The organism is Paraburkholderia polaris (genome assembly GCF_012927345.1).
Classification (GTDB): domain Bacteria; phylum Pseudomonadota; class Gammaproteobacteria; order Burkholderiales; family Burkholderiaceae; genus Paraburkholderia; species Paraburkholderia polaris.
In genome coordinates this window covers 108,701-124,900 of record NZ_JABBGJ010000023.1, presented here as the reverse complement: position 1 = coordinate 124,900, position 16,200 = coordinate 108,701, and the positions used below count along the sequence as shown (strand labels likewise).

Annotated in this window: 15 protein-coding genes; 7 read left to right on the top strand and 8 right to left on the bottom strand. The window is 62.2% G+C overall.

The features are described 5' to 3' along the window. Window positions 1-146: 146 nt before the first annotated feature. Entirely contained in the window at window positions 147-338 is a 192-nt protein-coding gene (locus HHL24_RS21930; RefSeq protein ID WP_169487495.1) for a hypothetical protein, read from the bottom strand. 232 nt (window positions 339-570) lie between these two features. Here HHL24_RS21930 and HHL24_RS21925 point away from each other — a divergent pair, with 232 nt between their 5' ends. The 4 genes from HHL24_RS21925 to HHL24_RS21910 all read left to right on the top strand — a co-directional run bounded on the left by HHL24_RS21925 (window position 571) and on the right by HHL24_RS21910 (window position 4,206). Next, on the top strand, window positions 571-1,527 hold the full coding sequence (locus tag HHL24_RS21925; RefSeq protein ID WP_169487494.1) for a metallophosphoesterase family protein: 957 nt from the start codon (window positions 571-573) through the stop codon (window positions 1,525-1,527). Window positions 1,528-1,556: 29 nt separating this feature from the next. Continuing rightward, window positions 1,557-1,901 carry a cupredoxin domain-containing protein gene (locus tag HHL24_RS21920; RefSeq protein ID WP_169487493.1) on the top strand — a complete coding sequence of 115 codons (345 nt, stop codon included), beginning with the start codon at window positions 1,557-1,559 and terminating at the stop codon, window positions 1,899-1,901. Window positions 1,902-2,291: 390 nt separating this feature from the next. Then, window positions 2,292-3,101, top strand: a complete 810-nt coding sequence (locus tag HHL24_RS21915) for a hypothetical protein (RefSeq protein ID WP_169487492.1) — start codon at window positions 2,292-2,294, stop codon at window positions 3,099-3,101. Continuing rightward, the gene (locus HHL24_RS21910; protein ID WP_169487491.1) at window positions 3,061-4,206 is read left to right on the top strand and encodes a GGDEF domain-containing protein; all 1,146 of its coding nucleotides are present in this window, start codon (window positions 3,061-3,063) and stop codon (window positions 4,204-4,206) included. The genes HHL24_RS21915 and HHL24_RS21910 overlap by 41 nt, the downstream gene beginning before the upstream one ends. Before the next feature lie 23 nt (window positions 4,207-4,229). Here the strand turns inward: HHL24_RS21910 and HHL24_RS44825 are convergent, their stop codons facing one another. Continuing rightward, window positions 4,230-4,526 (bottom strand): DUF1289 domain-containing protein, encoded by a 297-nt coding sequence (locus tag HHL24_RS44825; protein ID WP_206002965.1) that lies wholly within the window; start codon window positions 4,524-4,526, stop codon window positions 4,230-4,232. A gap of 231 nt (window positions 4,527-4,757) precedes the next feature. On the opposite strand from HHL24_RS44825, the gene HHL24_RS21900 reads away from it, so the two are divergent. Continuing rightward, window positions 4,758-5,597 carry a phytochelatin synthase family protein gene (locus tag HHL24_RS21900; RefSeq protein WP_169487490.1) on the top strand — a complete coding sequence of 280 codons (840 nt, stop codon included), beginning with the start codon at window positions 4,758-4,760 and terminating at the stop codon, window positions 5,595-5,597. Window positions 5,598-5,703: 106 nt separating this feature from the next. On the opposite strand, the gene HHL24_RS21895 is transcribed toward HHL24_RS21900, so the two are convergent. The 3 genes from HHL24_RS21895 to HHL24_RS21885 all read right to left on the bottom strand — a co-directional run bounded on the left by HHL24_RS21895 (window position 5,704) and on the right by HHL24_RS21885 (window position 8,257). After that, window positions 5,704-6,351: a glutathione S-transferase family protein gene (locus tag HHL24_RS21895; RefSeq protein ID WP_169487489.1), complete on the bottom strand. Its 648-nt coding sequence runs from the start codon at window positions 6,349-6,351 to the stop codon at window positions 5,704-5,706. Window positions 6,352-6,572: 221 nt separating this feature from the next. Continuing rightward, window positions 6,573-8,045, bottom strand: coding sequence for a sodium:solute symporter family protein (locus HHL24_RS21890; RefSeq protein WP_169487488.1), 1,473 nt, complete (start codon window positions 8,043-8,045; stop codon window positions 6,573-6,575). Next, window positions 8,042-8,257 carry a DUF3311 domain-containing protein gene (locus HHL24_RS21885; protein WP_169487487.1) on the bottom strand — a complete coding sequence of 72 codons (216 nt, stop codon included), beginning with the start codon at window positions 8,255-8,257 and terminating at the stop codon, window positions 8,042-8,044. The genes HHL24_RS21890 and HHL24_RS21885 overlap by 4 nt, the downstream gene beginning before the upstream one ends. A gap of 348 nt (window positions 8,258-8,605) precedes the next feature. Here HHL24_RS21885 and HHL24_RS21880 point away from each other — a divergent pair, with 348 nt between their 5' ends. Further along, window positions 8,606-9,283 (top strand): MarC family protein, encoded by a 678-nt coding sequence (locus HHL24_RS21880; RefSeq protein WP_169487486.1) that lies wholly within the window; start codon window positions 8,606-8,608, stop codon window positions 9,281-9,283. Window positions 9,284-9,311: 28 nt separating this feature from the next. Here HHL24_RS21880 and HHL24_RS21875 read toward each other — a convergent pair whose 3' ends face one another. Together HHL24_RS21875 and HHL24_RS21870 are read right to left on the bottom strand one after the other, a co-directional pair. Further along, window positions 9,312-11,063 (bottom strand): cobaltochelatase CobT-related protein, encoded by a 1,752-nt coding sequence (locus HHL24_RS21875; RefSeq protein ID WP_407947518.1) that lies wholly within the window; start codon window positions 11,061-11,063, stop codon window positions 9,312-9,314. A gap of 24 nt (window positions 11,064-11,087) precedes the next feature. Next, a complete protein-coding gene (locus HHL24_RS21870; protein WP_169487485.1) occupies window positions 11,088-12,314 on the bottom strand; it encodes an AAA family ATPase in 1,227 nt (408 codons plus the stop codon). 186 nt (window positions 12,315-12,500) lie between these two features. On the opposite strand from HHL24_RS21870, the gene HHL24_RS21865 reads away from it, so the two are divergent. Then, the gene (locus tag HHL24_RS21865; RefSeq protein WP_169487527.1) at window positions 12,501-13,586 is read left to right on the top strand and encodes a porin; all 1,086 of its coding nucleotides are present in this window, start codon (window positions 12,501-12,503) and stop codon (window positions 13,584-13,586) included. 40 nt (window positions 13,587-13,626) lie between these two features. Here the strand turns inward: HHL24_RS21865 and HHL24_RS21860 are convergent, their stop codons facing one another. After that, the gene (locus HHL24_RS21860) at window positions 13,627-15,948 is read right to left on the bottom strand and encodes an FdhF/YdeP family oxidoreductase (RefSeq protein WP_169487484.1); all 2,322 of its coding nucleotides are present in this window, start codon (window positions 15,946-15,948) and stop codon (window positions 13,627-13,629) included. Window positions 15,949-16,200: the final 252 nt, after the last annotated feature.

Sequence of the window (16,200 nt, the reverse complement as noted above, 5' to 3'; positions counted from 1 at the left end):
TCAATTCGTATGCTCCGGAAAACGGCGTGGGAGACCGCAGCCGAGCCGCGACGAGCATGCCGCCGTGCCGGCCCGGCCTTGTTCCTTGTCTCACGCCCCTTGTCTCACGCCCCTTGTTTCACGTCCCTTATGTCACGCCCCTTGTCTCACGCTCTGCGACCGGGCGTGGTGGTGCGCTTCTGACATCCGCTCTGTTGTACCGCACCTTGACGCACCGCTTCTGCAAATCGCTGCAATGCGGATAGCGAGCCGTACACGCTCTGGAATTCCTCACGGCCGATCCGGCCGTCGAGGGCGACTGCCATGCCCGAGGCACGGGCCATGTCGATGATGTCCATGTCAGCTACTCCTTTCAGGTTCTCTCATCTGCATGACCGCCGCCGCGGCGCGGCTATTCCCATTTGTTCTGCCACACGGCATGTCAGCCTAAGCGGCTGAATTCGCCGGCCAACGCCAATTTTCTCTCCCTGGAATAAAACCGGCAGCACGGCAGTCTTGCTCATGAACCGAGTCGCGAGGCCAGCGGGATGATCCCGCGGTTTGTCCGCGAATCCTTATCGTGAGGTCAACATGTCGTCACATCATTCATTTGATCCTGCCTTTAACCCATCACGTCGCGGGGCACTGAAATGTCTCGCTTTCGGTGGCGTAGGCACGGTGTTCGTTCTTGCCGGCGGCATTCTCACGCCCGTGGAACTGGCCCTCGCGGCCGACGCGAAATCATCCGCGACGTCCATGGGTGTGCCGCTTTTCCTGCAGATCAGCGATTCGCATATCGGCTTCAATAAAGAAGCCAACCCGGACGTCGCGGGCACGCTCAAACAGACGATCGACTACGTCAATGCCATGCCGGTGAAGCCTGCGCTGACCATCCACACAGGCGACATCACCCATCTTTCCAAGCCGGCGGAGTTCGATCTCGCGGCGCAGTTGATGTCGGGTCTGAATATCACGGAACTCCACACCGTGCCGGGCGAGCACGACGTGACCGACGGCCCCGGAACCGAATACTTCAGCCGCTTCGGCAAGGCTTCGGATAACAAAGGCTATTACAGCTTCGACCACAACGGCGTGCACTTCGTCGCGCTCGTCAACGTGATGCATTTCAAGCCGAACGGATTGGGTGGTCTCGGCGACGATCAACTTGCCTGGCTCGAAAATGACCTGAAGGGCCGCTCGTCCAGCACGCCGATCGTGGTCTTTGCGCACATGCCGATGTGGACGATCTACGAGCCGTGGGGGTGGGGCACGGGCGATGCCGGTCAGGCCATGAGTTACCTGAAACGCTTCGGCTCGGTGACGGTGCTGAACGGCCATATCCACCAGATCGTGTCGAAGGTCGAAGGCAATATCACTTTCCATACCGCGCGCTCAACGGCCTATCCGCAGCCAACCGCCGGCAATGGCCCGGGCCCGGGGCCGCTCACGGTAGCGAGCGACCAGCTCCCCAAAATGCTTGGCGTGACCAGCATCAAGGTCGTGCGTCATCCGCTTCACGCCACGCTTGCCGATACGACACTCGTCTGATTTAAATTTCTTCTCGAAGGAGATCAGTTATGCAAACTAATGCTATTCGCCGTGGATTCCTGGTGCTGCTTGGAAGTTCGATGCTCATCGCGGCGTCGGGCGGAATGTCCGTTGCACGGGCAGAGTCTCCCAGCGCCGTGGTCATCAAGAATTTCATGTTTTCGCCAATGGAACTCACAGTCAAAGCCGGCTCGACGGTGACATGGAAAAATCTCGACGGCGAGCCGCATACCGTGGTGAATGACTCGGGCATGTTTCGCTCTGCCGCGCTCGATCAGAACGATACGTACCAGTTCAAGTTCGACAAACCGGGCGTGTACAAGGTGTTTTGCGGTATTCATCCGAACATGAAGGAGACCATTACCGTGCAGTAGGTCCAGATCCGATGTGGGGCGCCATGCGCCCCACAGGGCATGCACAGCGTTTCAAGCGGTCGCTACCGATTAGCACGTTCCCTATTGGCGTGTTTATTGCGTGACAGAGAGCCGCGCTGCATGCTCGCGTCGCCGCCCCAAAGCCCAGTGTGGATGCGGCCTGCCAGCGCTCGCGGCACAGCCCGTGGATATGCGCGGCGTTGAATCTTTTACCTGTCTTATCGATGCACAGCGGACTCGCAAAGCTGGCGTTTAAAGCGCAGCATTGCCGTATTGCCGCTACCCGGCGCGCGGGATAAATTCGTCCAACGACTCCAGATCGACCACCGCTAAATCGTATGAGCAAAGTCTGCCGTCATGTCAGACGTAAGGATTCCGGAGAGTATTGCGATGTTCAACGATACCGACTTGCCAAAATCTGCTCTAGAGAGTGCGGCTACTGGCTTTGACACTGGCGCTGAGCCGTCGGCTGCGGCACCGCCCGCGCGATTCGGACGTCTTGCGCTATGTATCGCGGCGGCAAGCGCGCTGGCTTTGGGCGTGGTAGGCACGGTCGCGTACGGTGTCTGGTTCAACCATGACCAGCAAGTGTATGCCGACGCCATGGCGGGCGCGCGGCAGGCGCTGGGCACGGCTGCGTCAGCGGGGGTCGGACAGGCGTTGGCGAATTCGATTGCACAGCCGCGGCCCGCAGCTTTCGCGGCAGCGCCGCGATCGGCGGCGACAGCGGCAGTGGAGGGGGCAGCGGGTGGTATGCAAGCAGCTGCAGTTACACCGGCAGCAGCGGGAACGCAGGCAATAGCAGGTACCCCGGCAACAGCACACATGCAAGCAACGGTGGCAGCACCGGCCGAAGAAGAAAGAGGAGGAAAACAGGCCTCCTGGTCCGGCCCGGTCAAGCAACTCCCGGCGCCTCCGGTTCGCCAAACCAGCGTGGCCGACGCAACGCCGGCCGTGGCCGCGTCTTCTGCCTCTACCGCTCATCGCGCGGCGCCCCCATCCAATCCTGCTGCGCAGCAGTGGGCGTCCAGCCGGCCCGGCAGAGAAGCGCGTCTCGCGCAGCAGGATCGTCGATCTTCTTCGGCGGCCAATGCCAGGCACAAGGGCAGTCTGTTCGCCCGGATGGGTTCGTTCTTTCGTCGCGTAAGCTATCGTCAGCATGGCACCGGAAGCCAGCAAGACATCTATTCCCATCCCTGAGCGGACTCGCACCCGGCGCGCCGCGCGTGGGCGTGCTTTCGCGATCCGCTTAAGGCCAGGCCCGGCCGCGATCGCCGCCACCGCGCTGGTTTGTCTGCTGATCGGCCTTCTGTATCTTGCGCTGCAGATTCGGACGATCTTTTCCGATCAGTTGAAGCAGGAATATGCGGGGCTCGTTCTCGACGCGGTCGAACGGGCGGAAAGCGCCCGGAGTCTGGTCGGCATCTGGCAGCAACTGCCCGACGCCACAGAAACCCGAGCCGCCGGGTATCGGCAGGCGCGAACCGAACTTGCCCATCGCCTCACGTCACTCGCGGCGCTGGTGAATGCGAGTCCGTCGGCGGCACCGCGTGTGCCCCCATCCTCCCTCACGCCCGACGCCGATCTGCGCGACACGGATGCCGTGCTTAGTACCGTGTCGAACTGGTGGCGAGCGCAGCGCGACGCCGACAGCGCCGATGTGCGCGTGCGGATTGCCCACGTTGCGCGCACGCTGATCGCGTCGGCCGCGTTGCTGTTCTGCATGCTGATCACCGCGCTGGGGATGTATGCCAAGCGGAATCGCCTGCTGGCAGGACAGTCGCACGAATTCGAATGGGCGGCGTTGCACGACGCGATGACCGGCTTGCCGAACCGGCGCAAGCTGTTTGCCACGCTCGAAGAAGCAGCGACGAAATCGTCCGCGCTCACGGCGCCTTGCAAAATTGCCGTGCTGTATGTCGATCTGGATGGATTCAAGCAGGTCAATGATTCGCTCGGCCATCGCGTCGGCGATGAATTCCTGATCGCGGTTTCGAAGCGCTTTCGTGAGTCGGTGCGTAAAGTCGATGTCGTCGCCCGGATCGGCGGCGACGAATTCGCCGTGCTGGTCAGCGAGTTTTCGACGAGTGCAGAACTGGGTGAAGTCGCCCGGCGGCTCATCGCCTGTGTGGTTCAAACGGACGAGGAGATGGGGATCGGACTGGTTCGCGCCAGCATCGGCATCGCCAGTTTTCCTGATCCCGTCGACGATTACCACCGTCTCGTGGCCGCGGCCGACGACGCGATGTATCGGGTAAAGCGCAGCGGCAAGAACAGTTACGCGTTCGCCGGCCAGGCGAGCTGACCCTGCGTTTGATGATGCCCGCTTTACGGCGTCTCCGCCTTCTCGGTTTCAAGCTTCGCCTTGCGGAGCGAGAGTTCATCGATCAGCTGGACGCGCAGGTCGTCGGGCATGTTTTTCCACCCGCGAATTTCGTCACGTGTGCGCAGACAGCCGATGCACAAGCCTGTATTTCCGTCGATTTTGCAGATGTCAATGCAAGGCGAAGGGACCGTCACAATCGGAGCATCGGTTCCGCTGGATTGACTTTGCTTTTTATCGAATGCACCCGGAGGGGTATGGTCGTATCCTGCGCCACAGGCAGCGCTTTTTAAGTCACTCATTTTCGAATCCGATCCACTTGAATTGCCTGTGAGCGACGTCGACAAGTTGTTCGACGTCGCTGTCCAGACTATGCCCGCGGGAGTATAGCAAGCGGCTGAACAACCATGCGCCTCGCGCGCAAACTCACGCGCCGGGTTGTTTCGTGTTAAAAAATCGGAGCTTGCCGATAGGGGATGAAATGCGTCGGCACGACCGAAGTCGTTCCGAGGTCATCCGCAACGGAAGGGTTAATGTCCAGATATTCATTGATGCGCGTCGTGAAGCGCGTAAGCCGGCGTGAGTGGATCGTTGCTGTGCTGACGGCAATCCTGGCGGCCTGTGCGCCGCTGCCACCGGCTGCCAATCAGGCCGCGGATCAACCCTCGCATCAAGCTTCGTATCCAGCCCCCGCATCGGGCGCGGTGCGCCCAGCGGACGGGCCACTGCCCGTTCCTCCAAACCTCATTGCGTTGACGCAGCCGGCAGGCCAGAAGCGGTTGATGGCCTCCGCCCATAACCAGTCGTACTGGCCGCTCTCGGAGTACTTCGAAACGCAGCGCAACGAAGCCTACTGTTCGGTCGCGACCTCGGTGATGGCGCTCAATGCATTGGGCATCCGCCGTCCCGAGTCGACGCAGTACCCGGATTTCCCATACTTCTCGCAAGAGGATTTCTTTCGCAGCGTCGATCCGCAGGTGGCCAATGCCGCGCGGGTATCGAAGGAGGGCATGACGCTCGACCAGCTCGGCGCGGCCCTGAGCGCATTTCCCGTCGAGGTGAGGAGATTCCATGCGAGCGACCTGACGCTCAGCCAGTTTCGCGATTTGATCCGTGATACGACGGGTCACAGCGACCGCTTTGCGTTATTGAACTTCAGGCGGGTGGAGATCGGCGAAGCAGGTGGCGGCCACTGGTCGCCACTTGCCGCATACGACGCCGCAAGCGATAGCGCGCTGCTTCTCGACGTTGCGCGCTACAAGTATCCGGCGGTATGGGTGCCGGTCACGCAACTGTACGCAGGGGCCCTGGCGGTCGATAACATGAGCGGACTTTCTCGCGGCCTTGTGATTGTCGGCACGCGGGCGAACTAGCTGGCTGGCTAGCGGTTTTCAGGCGGTTTCCAAGCGGTTTCCAGGCCGTTTCCGCGACCTGTCCGTCCCGCCGACTACCGCCAGCCGCCAATGCGTTGAGCGCGCGTCAATCGTCCTGATTGCGCCATTCGGTGAGCCGCTCTCGCGCATTCAATTCGATGAACGAGGGCAGGGCGCGCAGCCCGCGAATATAGCGCGCGAGATGCGGCCAGCCGAGTGCGGGGCGCGGCATATTGCGTGTCCAGCGCATCAGCACGACCGCGAGGAAATCGGCGGTGCTGAGCTTGCCGCCGACCAGACAGTCACGTCCGTCGGCAAGATCGGCGTCGAGCTGATCGCAGGCTTCTTCGATACGCCGCCGCGCGAGCGCCCGGACTGCTTCGGCGCCGGCAGGATCGCCGTCGATGTCCGCGTAGAACCAGTCGCGCATGGCGGGCAGTAGCGTGTTGGCCAGATAGACCATGCGCTCCAGCCACGCCGCACGTTCGGCTGTGCCCGGCGCAGGCGCGAGGGCGGCTTCAGGATGCCGCTCGGCCAGCAGCATGAGCAACGCGGCAGACTCATGGCGCGGCGCGCCGTCAACCACCAGCGTGGGAACGCGGCCTGCGGGATTCAGCCGCAGGTATTCAGGGTTGCGTTGATTGCCGGCGTCGATGTCGACGAGACGGGCGTCGAACGGGATGCCCATTTCTATCATTATCCAGTGAACTGCCATGCTTGCCGCGCCCGGCGAGTAGTAAAGAAGGTAGTCCATCTATTCGCTCCGCATGTCCGCTCGATTCGATCAGCTTCAATTCGCGCGTAGTCTAGCGCGATCCGTGACAACCATGGAAAGCGATCTTTCATTCGTGCGTCAATTTGACTTTCTGCCTGGCGTCGAGCGCAGCGAGAGACATAAAAATAGAAAAGGGGCTAGCGCCTAAGGCGACCAGCCCCTTCAACCGCTATACAGGACAGGAAGATACGACGAAAACCTCAATGCACCGGCGCGTGGGTCTGCTCGACTGACCGCGGCTGCGTCACCGCGCTCACCGCAGCAAAAACAATGATGTTCACGGCCAACGCCAGGAAGCCGATATTGACGTCCTTCAGCGCGTCAGGCAAAAACGGCATCAACTGCCCAACACTCAGATGCATGGTGGTTGTCAGGGTCACCACCGCGACGCCCGCCAGAATTCCGCAAAACGCGCCGTACTTGGTCGCCCGGTTATGCCGCAGCAAACTGCAGATCACCGCCGGGAACAGCTGGGTCACGAAGCTGTAGCCCATCAGCAGCAACGCCACGATCGTCTCGCCGCCGTGCAGCGTAAAACCCACGGCCACCAGCGCCACTACCGGCACCAGGAAGCGCGCGAGGTTGGCCACCGTCGCATCCGAGGCATTGCGGTTCACCATGCCGCGATACACGTCGTTGGCGAGCAGCGTGGACGCCGACGTCAAAATCATCGATCCCGGCACCAGTGCCGTCAGAATCCCCGCCGCGCCGATCACGCCAACGAACCACGGGTCGAAAGTCTGCAACGACAGGCGGAACAGCGACAGGTCGATGTCGCCACCCTTCAGGCCCGGCACCTTGAGCGTCGCCGCAAAGCCCACGAAGAACACGAACAGCAGAATGAGTTGGTACAGCGGCAGCACCATCGCGTTACGCCGGAAAATACGCTCGTCTTTCGCCGTGAAAATCGAACCGAACGTGTGCGGCCACATGAAGAAGCCCAGCGCGGTCAGGAGCACGGTGGACTGGAACCAGGTCACGCTCGAACCCTTGGCCGGGAAGGTCAGGAAGCCCGGGCGCGCGGCATCGATGGCGTGGAACATCGCGCCGAAACCGCCGTAGTAGTGCAGCGGCAAATAGATGCCGAGGAACAGCACGATCGCCAGAATCAGCGTGTCTTTCACCACCGAATTCCACGCGGAGCCGCGCACGCCGGAGACGATCACGTAGGCCGTCACCACCGCGGCGCCGATCCAGATGGCGGCCGTCGAAGAAATCGCGCCATACGAGGCAGTCGCCACGATGATGCCGAGGCCCTTGAGTTGCAGCACGAGGTACGGAATCAGCGCGGCCACGCCGACCAGCGCGACGAGCGTGCCGAGCGCCGGGCTGTCGTACTTGCGTGTGAAGAAGTGCGGCTGCGAGACGAGGTGATGATTTTTCGCGTAACGCCAGATGGGCGGCAGCATCCAGTACGACAGGATGTACGCGAGCGTGCCGTAGGCAAGAATGTAGTAGACCGGCGCGCCCTTGCCGTAGGCAAAGCCGCTGCCGCCGAGGAAGGTGAAGGTCGTGTAGATCTCGCCCGCCATCAGCAGGAACACGAATGCGGTGCCGAAACTGCGGCCGCCCACAGTCCACTGTTCGAGACTCATGTCGTGGCCGCGCCGCGCGCGCACGCCCAGGTACAGCGCAAACAGCGTAATGGCCGCAATGATGACGAGTGCGCTCATGATCGGGCCTCCTCGCCGTCCGCGGCGAGCTGACGGTTGGTCGAGTCCAGACGGTAAATGATCGCCATGATGATCGAACTCAGCACCACCCACATGACGATCCAGGCCAGCACGAACGGCATGCCGAGCACCAGCGGCTCGACACGATTCACAAACGGGACGCCGAGCAGAATGCCGACGAACGGCAGCGCGGCGAGTACACGAAGCAACATGGGGGCAACTCCTCGAACCGGTAAGTACGTCGCGTTGAAAGTGCAGCTTCGCTGAGGACTTTATGCCTGATGCTTCGAGTACGTAAAGCAAGTCAAAAAAGTGTAGGCTTTCCGAAAGTTGTGCGCGCATCTTTCGGCGCTCGTCTGCTGCGGTGCAGCGCCGCGCGCTGCTTGCATCTTCCCCTTTTTTTACCAATTCGTGTGCCGCGCCGCGATATCATCTGACCCACGCAACGCGAGCATCAATCTGGACAGCCCGAAGGCGTCCGGCACATCAACTCAGCGCGGCGCTCCGGTGGGCAGTCGGTCAATCAGCCCGCCCGAGCCGCTGCCCGAAACGGATCGCATATGGTCGAAAGTCTGATCTCGGATGTCCTGTTTGGCTTCACCGGGCTGATTAGCATCATCAACCCAATCGGCATGGCGTTCGTCTTTCTCGACCGGACAGCATCGCTCACCACGGAAGACCGCACTGCGCTCGCCAAGAAAATCGCCTTCAACGTCATGTGCGTGATGCTCGTCGCCTTCTTTGTCGGCACCCCGATTCTGCATTTCTTCGGCATCTCCATGGAGGCGTTGCGTATCGGCGGGGGCCTCGCGGTCGCCGTCGGCGGCTGGCAGATGCTCAATGCGCCCGACACGCAGCCGGCCGAGCAGCCGTCAGTCAAACGCGTGGACTCGGATAACGCCATGTCGAAGGCGTTCTTCCCACTCACCATTCCACTTACCACCGGGCCGGGTTCGATCGCCACCGCGATCGCGCTGACCGCGAACCGCACGCATAAGCTCTCAGCGTTCGTGCTGTCGAGCATCGCTTCAGTGGTGATCTCGGTCCTGGTGGCCTTGACGGTCTACCTGATCTACAGCCGGGCGGTGGTTTTCGCCAAGTATCTTGGCGTGGACGGCACCAAGGTCGCGATGCGGGTCTCGTCGTTTCTGCTGCTGTGCATCGGCGTGCAGATTATCCTGACCGGTTTTTCGGAGTTCCTGACGCCGATCGCACAACTACAACCCGTGGTCAAATAACGAACGGCGGCGCGCGGGCCTTGACGTGCTAGCGCGTCAGCAGCATCGAACTCAACACCGAAAACACCGTCGACGGCAATTCCGCAAGACGGCTCACCACCACGTTGTGCGGATAGAAGTCCTCGACCGCATCGGTCAGCACGCCGATCCCCACCAGTTCGATGCCGCGTTTCTGGATCGCCGCCACGCGTTCGCGCAGATCGTGGCGCAGCACCTGCGGGTCGCCGTCGCCGGTCGACGGATAGCCGTCTGAGAATACGATCAGAATGCGCCGTTCGGCTTGATGATCCGCGAGCCGTGTCGCGGCCCAGGCGAGCGCTTCGCCGTCCGGATTCTCGTGACCGCAATCGATCCTGGCGATGCCGCTCAGATCCGTGGCGCCAAAGCGCTTGTAGACTTTCAGATCGAGCCGCTCGACAAAGCGGTTGTAGCGCCGCAAATCCGCACCGGCCGCCAGTTGCCGTTCATACAGTTGCTTCATCGGCGCGGACTCGAGCGAGCAATAGCCGAGCACTTCGCAGTCGAACGACAACTGCGTCAGCGCATCGCACAGCGCGGTCGCACACAGGCGCGCGAGTTCGATCTTGCGCCCGGCCATCGACCCGCTGCGATCGATCAGCAAGGTCACGGCGACGTCGCGCCCTTTGGCCGCCCGCTGCGTGCGAAACGGCGTACGGTAACCGGGCGACGTGGCAAGCTTCGCCAGCGAGGTGCGGTCGATTTCGCCGCGCTCCTGCTCGCGGCGCCAACGGGTGCGTTCGTCGGCGCTCAACGCGCGTTCGAGTTTCTCCTTGAGCGGTGCGGTATCCGCGCGGGCCTGCGCGCGAAGCTCGCGCCATGTCGCGCTGTCGCCCTGACCGGTGAGGTCGGCGATTTCGTCGAATTCGGTGGCGAGCGGAATCGACAGCCGCGCGCGAGCGGTTTCCGACGCTGCGCGCGCTTCACCTTCGGAACGGGCCGATGGCTGCTGCGCATCGGCCAGCGATTGCCCCATGCCCACCGCATTCTCCGCTTGTGCGCCGCCGCTTTTATCGGACGGCGGCGAGGCGGCGTTGTCCTGGTCGGGCAGGGCCGTGTCGTCATCGTTGAACGGCTCGGACGAAGAAGGGGCGGTTTCCGTGTCAATGTCTTCAACCGGATCCGCGGTGAACACCATGCTGTTGACATCGCCCGCCGACAGGGCCCGCACGCGCGCCACCAAGGCCTGCGCGGCCGCGATGCTATGCGCAGTCGAACTGCTTCTGCGCGCCTCGTCCAGCAGATCCTGCGCGGCGTGCAGCGCAGCCAGCAGTGAATGGCTCGCTTCGGTCAGGGTCGGCTGTTCGTCCCACAGCGCGCGCTCCACCAGCCAGACCAGCCGGTCGCGCCAATGCAGTTTCGGCCAGCGCTGCCGCGTCTGTTCGGCGGCATGCGCACGCAGTTTTCCGATGAACCAGCGCGCGCCGGGATACTCGTCGAGCAGTTGCGAAGAGACGCGGCGGTCCTCGATCACCTGCGCGAGATTCGCCGCCACGCCGCCAGGCAGCGCGTCCATCTGCGCCAGCGAAGAGTGCTTGGCGCGCGCCACCAGCAGGTCCAGATAGCCGATCAGCACGTCGCGCTCGACGCCGCCGCTCAGCTCATAGTCGGGAATCACGATGCGGCCGGGTTCGACACGCGGACCATCCGGACTGAAGGCGACCGTCACGCCGTATTGCCCGGTCAGCACGCGCGCCACTTTGCTGAGCGTCGATTCGAACGCGAAGCCTCGTGTGTCGCGCGTTGGGTGCATTGCGGTCATTGTGCTCGTTGTGCTTACGTACCGTCAGGCGGCCGGCGCAATGTGATGGCGAACGATGCCGCGAATCAGCGCCGCGTCCTCCGGACTGACCTTCGCGTAAATCGCCGGGCCGGCGGCGCGTTCGGGGTCGCCGGTGCGCAGCATCAGTTCGGCCCAGTCGAGCAGGCGCCGTGTGGAGAAAGCGCTCGACAGGTCTTCGCGGGCGAACGCCGCGCGGCAGTCGGCGGCGATCGCGGCAAGGGTGGTGGCGAGCGCGCGCGTCATATGCGGGGTGAGGGTGCGTATCAGCACGTCGGCTTCCTCGGCGGGTGTCAGATAGTCCAGCATATAGACGCGCCAGCGATCGAGAAACGCCTCGTTCATCAGATTCGCGCCCTGATACAGATGACGGAACTGGCTCATCGCACCAACGGCATTCGCCGTAGCGAACAGCCGGAACGCGGGATGCGGCGCGACGATCTCATTGCCTTTTTCTTTCAGCACGAGGCGGCCGTGCGGTTCGAGCACGGCGGTGAGGGCAGCGAGAATCGACGGTTCCGCGAAATCGATTTCGTCGACGATCAGCCACAAGCCTTCGCGCATCGCCGTGGGCAGCACGCCGTCCACCCAGATCGTCTCGCCGCCCTTGACCGTCCAGAAACCGACAAAATCGCCGACGGTGGTTTGTCCATTCATGTTCGAGCGCAACACGCCGTGATGCGATCGCGCGGCGACCTGTTCGATCAGGCTGGTCTTGCCCGCGCCGGTGTGACCGATCAGCATCACGCGACGGTTCTCCACGATATCTTCGACAATGTCGTTGAAGCGCTCGGAGAACAGATAGGCCGGATTGACGCGCGGCACGAGCGGATTGTCCACGCCGCAAGGCACGTCGACATGACCGATGCGCACGGTTTCGCCCGCGCCTTCTGCGTCTAGCCGGGTCTTCCCCGCCGAGGCCCGCGCCGCAGCGCGCTGCAACTCCGGCATGAAGGCCACCCGTTCTGCCGTGCCCGCTTCGTCCGAGACATCGGGCGTATCAATCGCAAAGCCTTCGCGGCGCCACTTCTTCAGCTTCGCCCGCAGGTTTTCTGCGTCGACCACCAGATCGATGTCGACCGATCCGCTGCTGTTGCCTTCATCGACCCCATGCTCGAGCCGATAGTTCTCCGGCCGGTCCGCCACACTGACGCGCCACCATTCCGCGCCGGTTTCGGTCGCGCGTTGGTAAAGGCCAAGGTTTTCGTCTTCGGTGAGTTCAGGCGCGTTCATGGCAAGTGGCAAATGATGAATGGGCAAGTAACGAATGACGCATTTCGATTTGGCTGAGGCCAAATGACCGACTATCTTATCGTGAGTACCTTTCGATCTCCCGGATAGGTTCATCGGCAGCCGGCTTTGCCCACCCTCTCGACAGAACAAACTCACGGCAAAACAATGCGACTACATACAAAATTAATGGCTGCCCTGGCGGTGGCGAGTCCTCTGGCATACGGTCAAACCAGCGTGGCGTTATATGGCCGTCTCGACGGCGGCGTGGAATATCTGAATCACATCAACAATGGCGCGGGCGGCAGCTCGAGCCGCTGGAGTGCTGAAGGCGGCGATTGGGGCATCAGTATGCTGGGCCTCAAAGGCAATGAAGATCTGGGCGGTGGGTTGAATGCGATCTTCAACCTGGAAACCGGTCTGCAAATCATGAACGGCACGACCAGTGGCGGACTGTTGTGGTCACGGCGTGCGTTCGTCGGCCTGAAGAGCGACCAGTGGGGCACGCTGCAGGCTGGGCGCAATCTGTTCATCGACAGCGACGGTGTGTGGGAATTCGATCCGTTCGTGCAGCAAGCATTTTCGTCGGCATCGCTTGTGCGCGGACGCAATTGGCAGCAGACCAACAACAACGTCGAGTATCACAGCCCGGTGTTGTGGGGCTTCGACGTACAGGCGCAATACGCCCTCGGCAATCAGGCGGGCGCGTTCAACAGCGGTGCGACGGGCGAGTTTGGCCGCTCCGACGGCATCATGCTCACGTATCACTCGCCGCTCTTCGACGTGCGCGGCATCTATGACGAGCTGCGCGACAGCAACGGCCGCTTCAGCAACATCTTCCAGAGTTCGCGCGAATATTTCGTCGGTGCGAACGTGCATTTCGACGCAGTGAAGATCCAGGGCGCGTATACGCATTACGCAGCGCCGGATTCACCGGTAGGCGTGGCCGACAGCGCCGATCACTACTGGCTTGGCGCCACGTACAACGTCCAGTCGCGTTGGGCGGTGACGGCGGGCGGCTACTACATCAAGGTCGGCGACGGCGGCGGCGATGCCGCGCACGACCCATCCGGTCACGCGATGATGTACGTGCTCGGCACCACCTACAACCTCTCGAAGCGCACCTTCGTGTACGGCACGGTGGGCTATGTGCGCAACGGCAGCAACTCGAATTTTTCGCTTGAAGCGTCGCCGCGCGATGCCACCAATAACACGAGTCCGCTCGCGGGCGAATCGCAAACCGGCGCCTATGTCGGGATGATGCATCAGTTTTGAGGCGGGTTTGCAAGCCGTCGACTGACGTCACGCGTTTGCGTTAAGCCGACTTGCGCAAACGTATCGGAATCGACTTCGACGCCGGCACGAGACTCGATTTCGCGTGATGCGAGAGCGGGATCAGCCGGTTGCATTCCGGGTAATAGCCCATGATGCACCCTCGTGGAATATCGAATGCGTGCACGCGCATGCCATCGACTTCGCGCGTCACGCCGTCGTCCGACACGGTCGAGATGCAAACAGCGTCGCCCTCCGCAAAGCCCCGGCGCGTCAGGTCGTCCCGATGCATAAGCAGCACGTCGCGCGTGCCGTACACGCCGCGAAAACGATCGTCGAGCGCATAGACGGTGGTGTTGAACTGGCTGTCGCCGCGCGTCGTCATCAACCGCAGCACGTCGGGGCCGGCAGCCGGCATGTCCGCGTCTTCGTCGAGCGTGTCGGGCACGATAAAATTCGCCTTGCCGCTTTCCGTTTTCCACTCGCGTTTGCATGCGGGCAATGGCCGGTGAAAGCCGCCAGGTTGCCTGAAGCGCTGGTTGAAATCGCGGAACTGATCAGGATAAGTGCGCTCGATGGCGTCGCGTACCAGCGCATAGTCGCCCACCCAGGCATCCCAATCCAGCTGCGGGTTGCCGGGCAGCAGCGCTTTGGCGATCCCGGCGACGATCGCCGGTTCCGACAACAGCATATCGCTGGCAGGCTCAGCGAGCCCGTGCGAACCGTGCACGCACGCCGTGCTGTCCTCCACGCTGACCCATTGTTCGCCGCTTGCTTGCCGGTCGATCTCGATGCGCCCGAGGCACGGCAGCAAATACGCAACCTCGCCGTGCAGCAGGTGACTGCGATTGAGCTTGGTGGCGATCTGCACCGTGAGCCTGAGCCGCCGCCATGCCGGATCCATCACGTGATGATCGGGTATCGCCACCTGAAAATTACCGCCCAGGCCGATGAATGCTTTGACCTTGCCGTCGAGCACGCCCTGACAGGCTTCGACGGTGCTCATGCCTTTCTCGCGCGGCGGCTCGAAACGGTAGAGTTCTTTCAGCTTGTCGAGCGGTGCGAGTTCGGGCTTTTCGGTAATGCCGACCGTGCGCTGTCCTTGCACATTCGAATGACCGCGGATCGGGCAAATCCCGGCGCCGGGCCGGCCGATATTGCCGCGCAGTAGCAGCAGATTGGACAACATTTGTACGTTGTGCACGCCGCTACGATGTTGCGTGATACCCATGCCATACAGCACCATCGCCGCATTCGCTTGCGCGTAGACGCGCGCCGCTGCGTCGAGCGCCGCGCGCGTGAGTTGCGAGTGGTGCTCGATCTCTTCCCACGTCGTGGCGCGCATGGACTCGGCGAACGCCTCGAAGCCGTGCGTATGTTCGGCGATGAAGGCCGCATCGAGCACCCGTTGCGTGCCGTCGCGCTGCGCCTCGTCGTCCCATTCGATCAGCAGCTTGCAGAGTCCGGCAATCGCTGCCGCATCGCCGCCGATTTTCACCTGATGGTATTGCGTGCTGATCTGCGTTTGGCTCGGCGTCAGCATTTCAACCGGCGACTGCGGATTGGCGAAGCTGACGAGCCCGCGTTCCCTGAGCGGATTAAAGGTGATGATTTCCACGCCGCGCTTACGCGCATCCTGCAACTGATGCAGCATGCGCGGCGCATTCGTGCCGGTGTTGTGACCGAAGAACAGCATGCAATCCGTGTGTTCGAAGTCTTCGAGTTGCACGGTGCCCACCGGCGCGCCGATGGTCTTCGGCAAGCCGACCGAGGTGCTTTCGTGACACATGTTCGAGCTATCGGGCAGATTGTTAGTGCCATACATGCGGGCGAGCAGCGCATACATGTACGACGTTTCCAGCGACGCACGCCCCGACGCATAGAACACCGCTTCGTTTGGATCGAGCGCGCGCAGTTCTTGCGCGATTTCTGCGAATGCGTGTTCCCACGTGCAGGGCACGTAACGATCCGTCGCGGCGTCCCATCGCATCGGCGCAGTCAAGCGGCCGCGCGATTCCAGTTCGAGGCCGCTCCACGATTGAAGCTCGCTCACTGTATGGTCGGCGAAGAAGTCGATGTCGACACGCTTATTGGTGATTTCCCACGCGGTGGCCTTCGCGCCGTTTTCGCAGAACTCGAAGAGGTGCGGGTCTGCCGGCTTGGCCCACGAACAGCTCACGCACGCAAAGCCATCGGCCTTGTTCTGATGCGACAGGATGCGGCTGCCGTTCAACGCGACGTGTTCCTGCACGAGGATCGACGCAACCGCTTTGATCGAACCCCAGCCGCCGGCGGGGTGGCGGTATGGCTTGAGGGGGGCGGTGTCGCCGTCCGTCGCGTGCCCGGTGATGTCTTCGGTACTCATGCTGGCTCCTGGCGGGTAGACCGGTCGAGTCACTTGTCACACCGGCTTGCACCGGGAGCCCGCAATTCCCGGACCAGTGCCTTAATTTGCGCTTACAACGCGCTGGGCCAGGAAGCAGCGATCTTGCGTTCGCACCGTCTACATTCATTCATCCGTGCCTGAGCCAGTGCCCGCCTCGCGTGGAACAGGTATTGCTCGAAGTCGGCACGCGCTCGCTGCCCTTACGGCATTTGACGACGCAATACGACACCG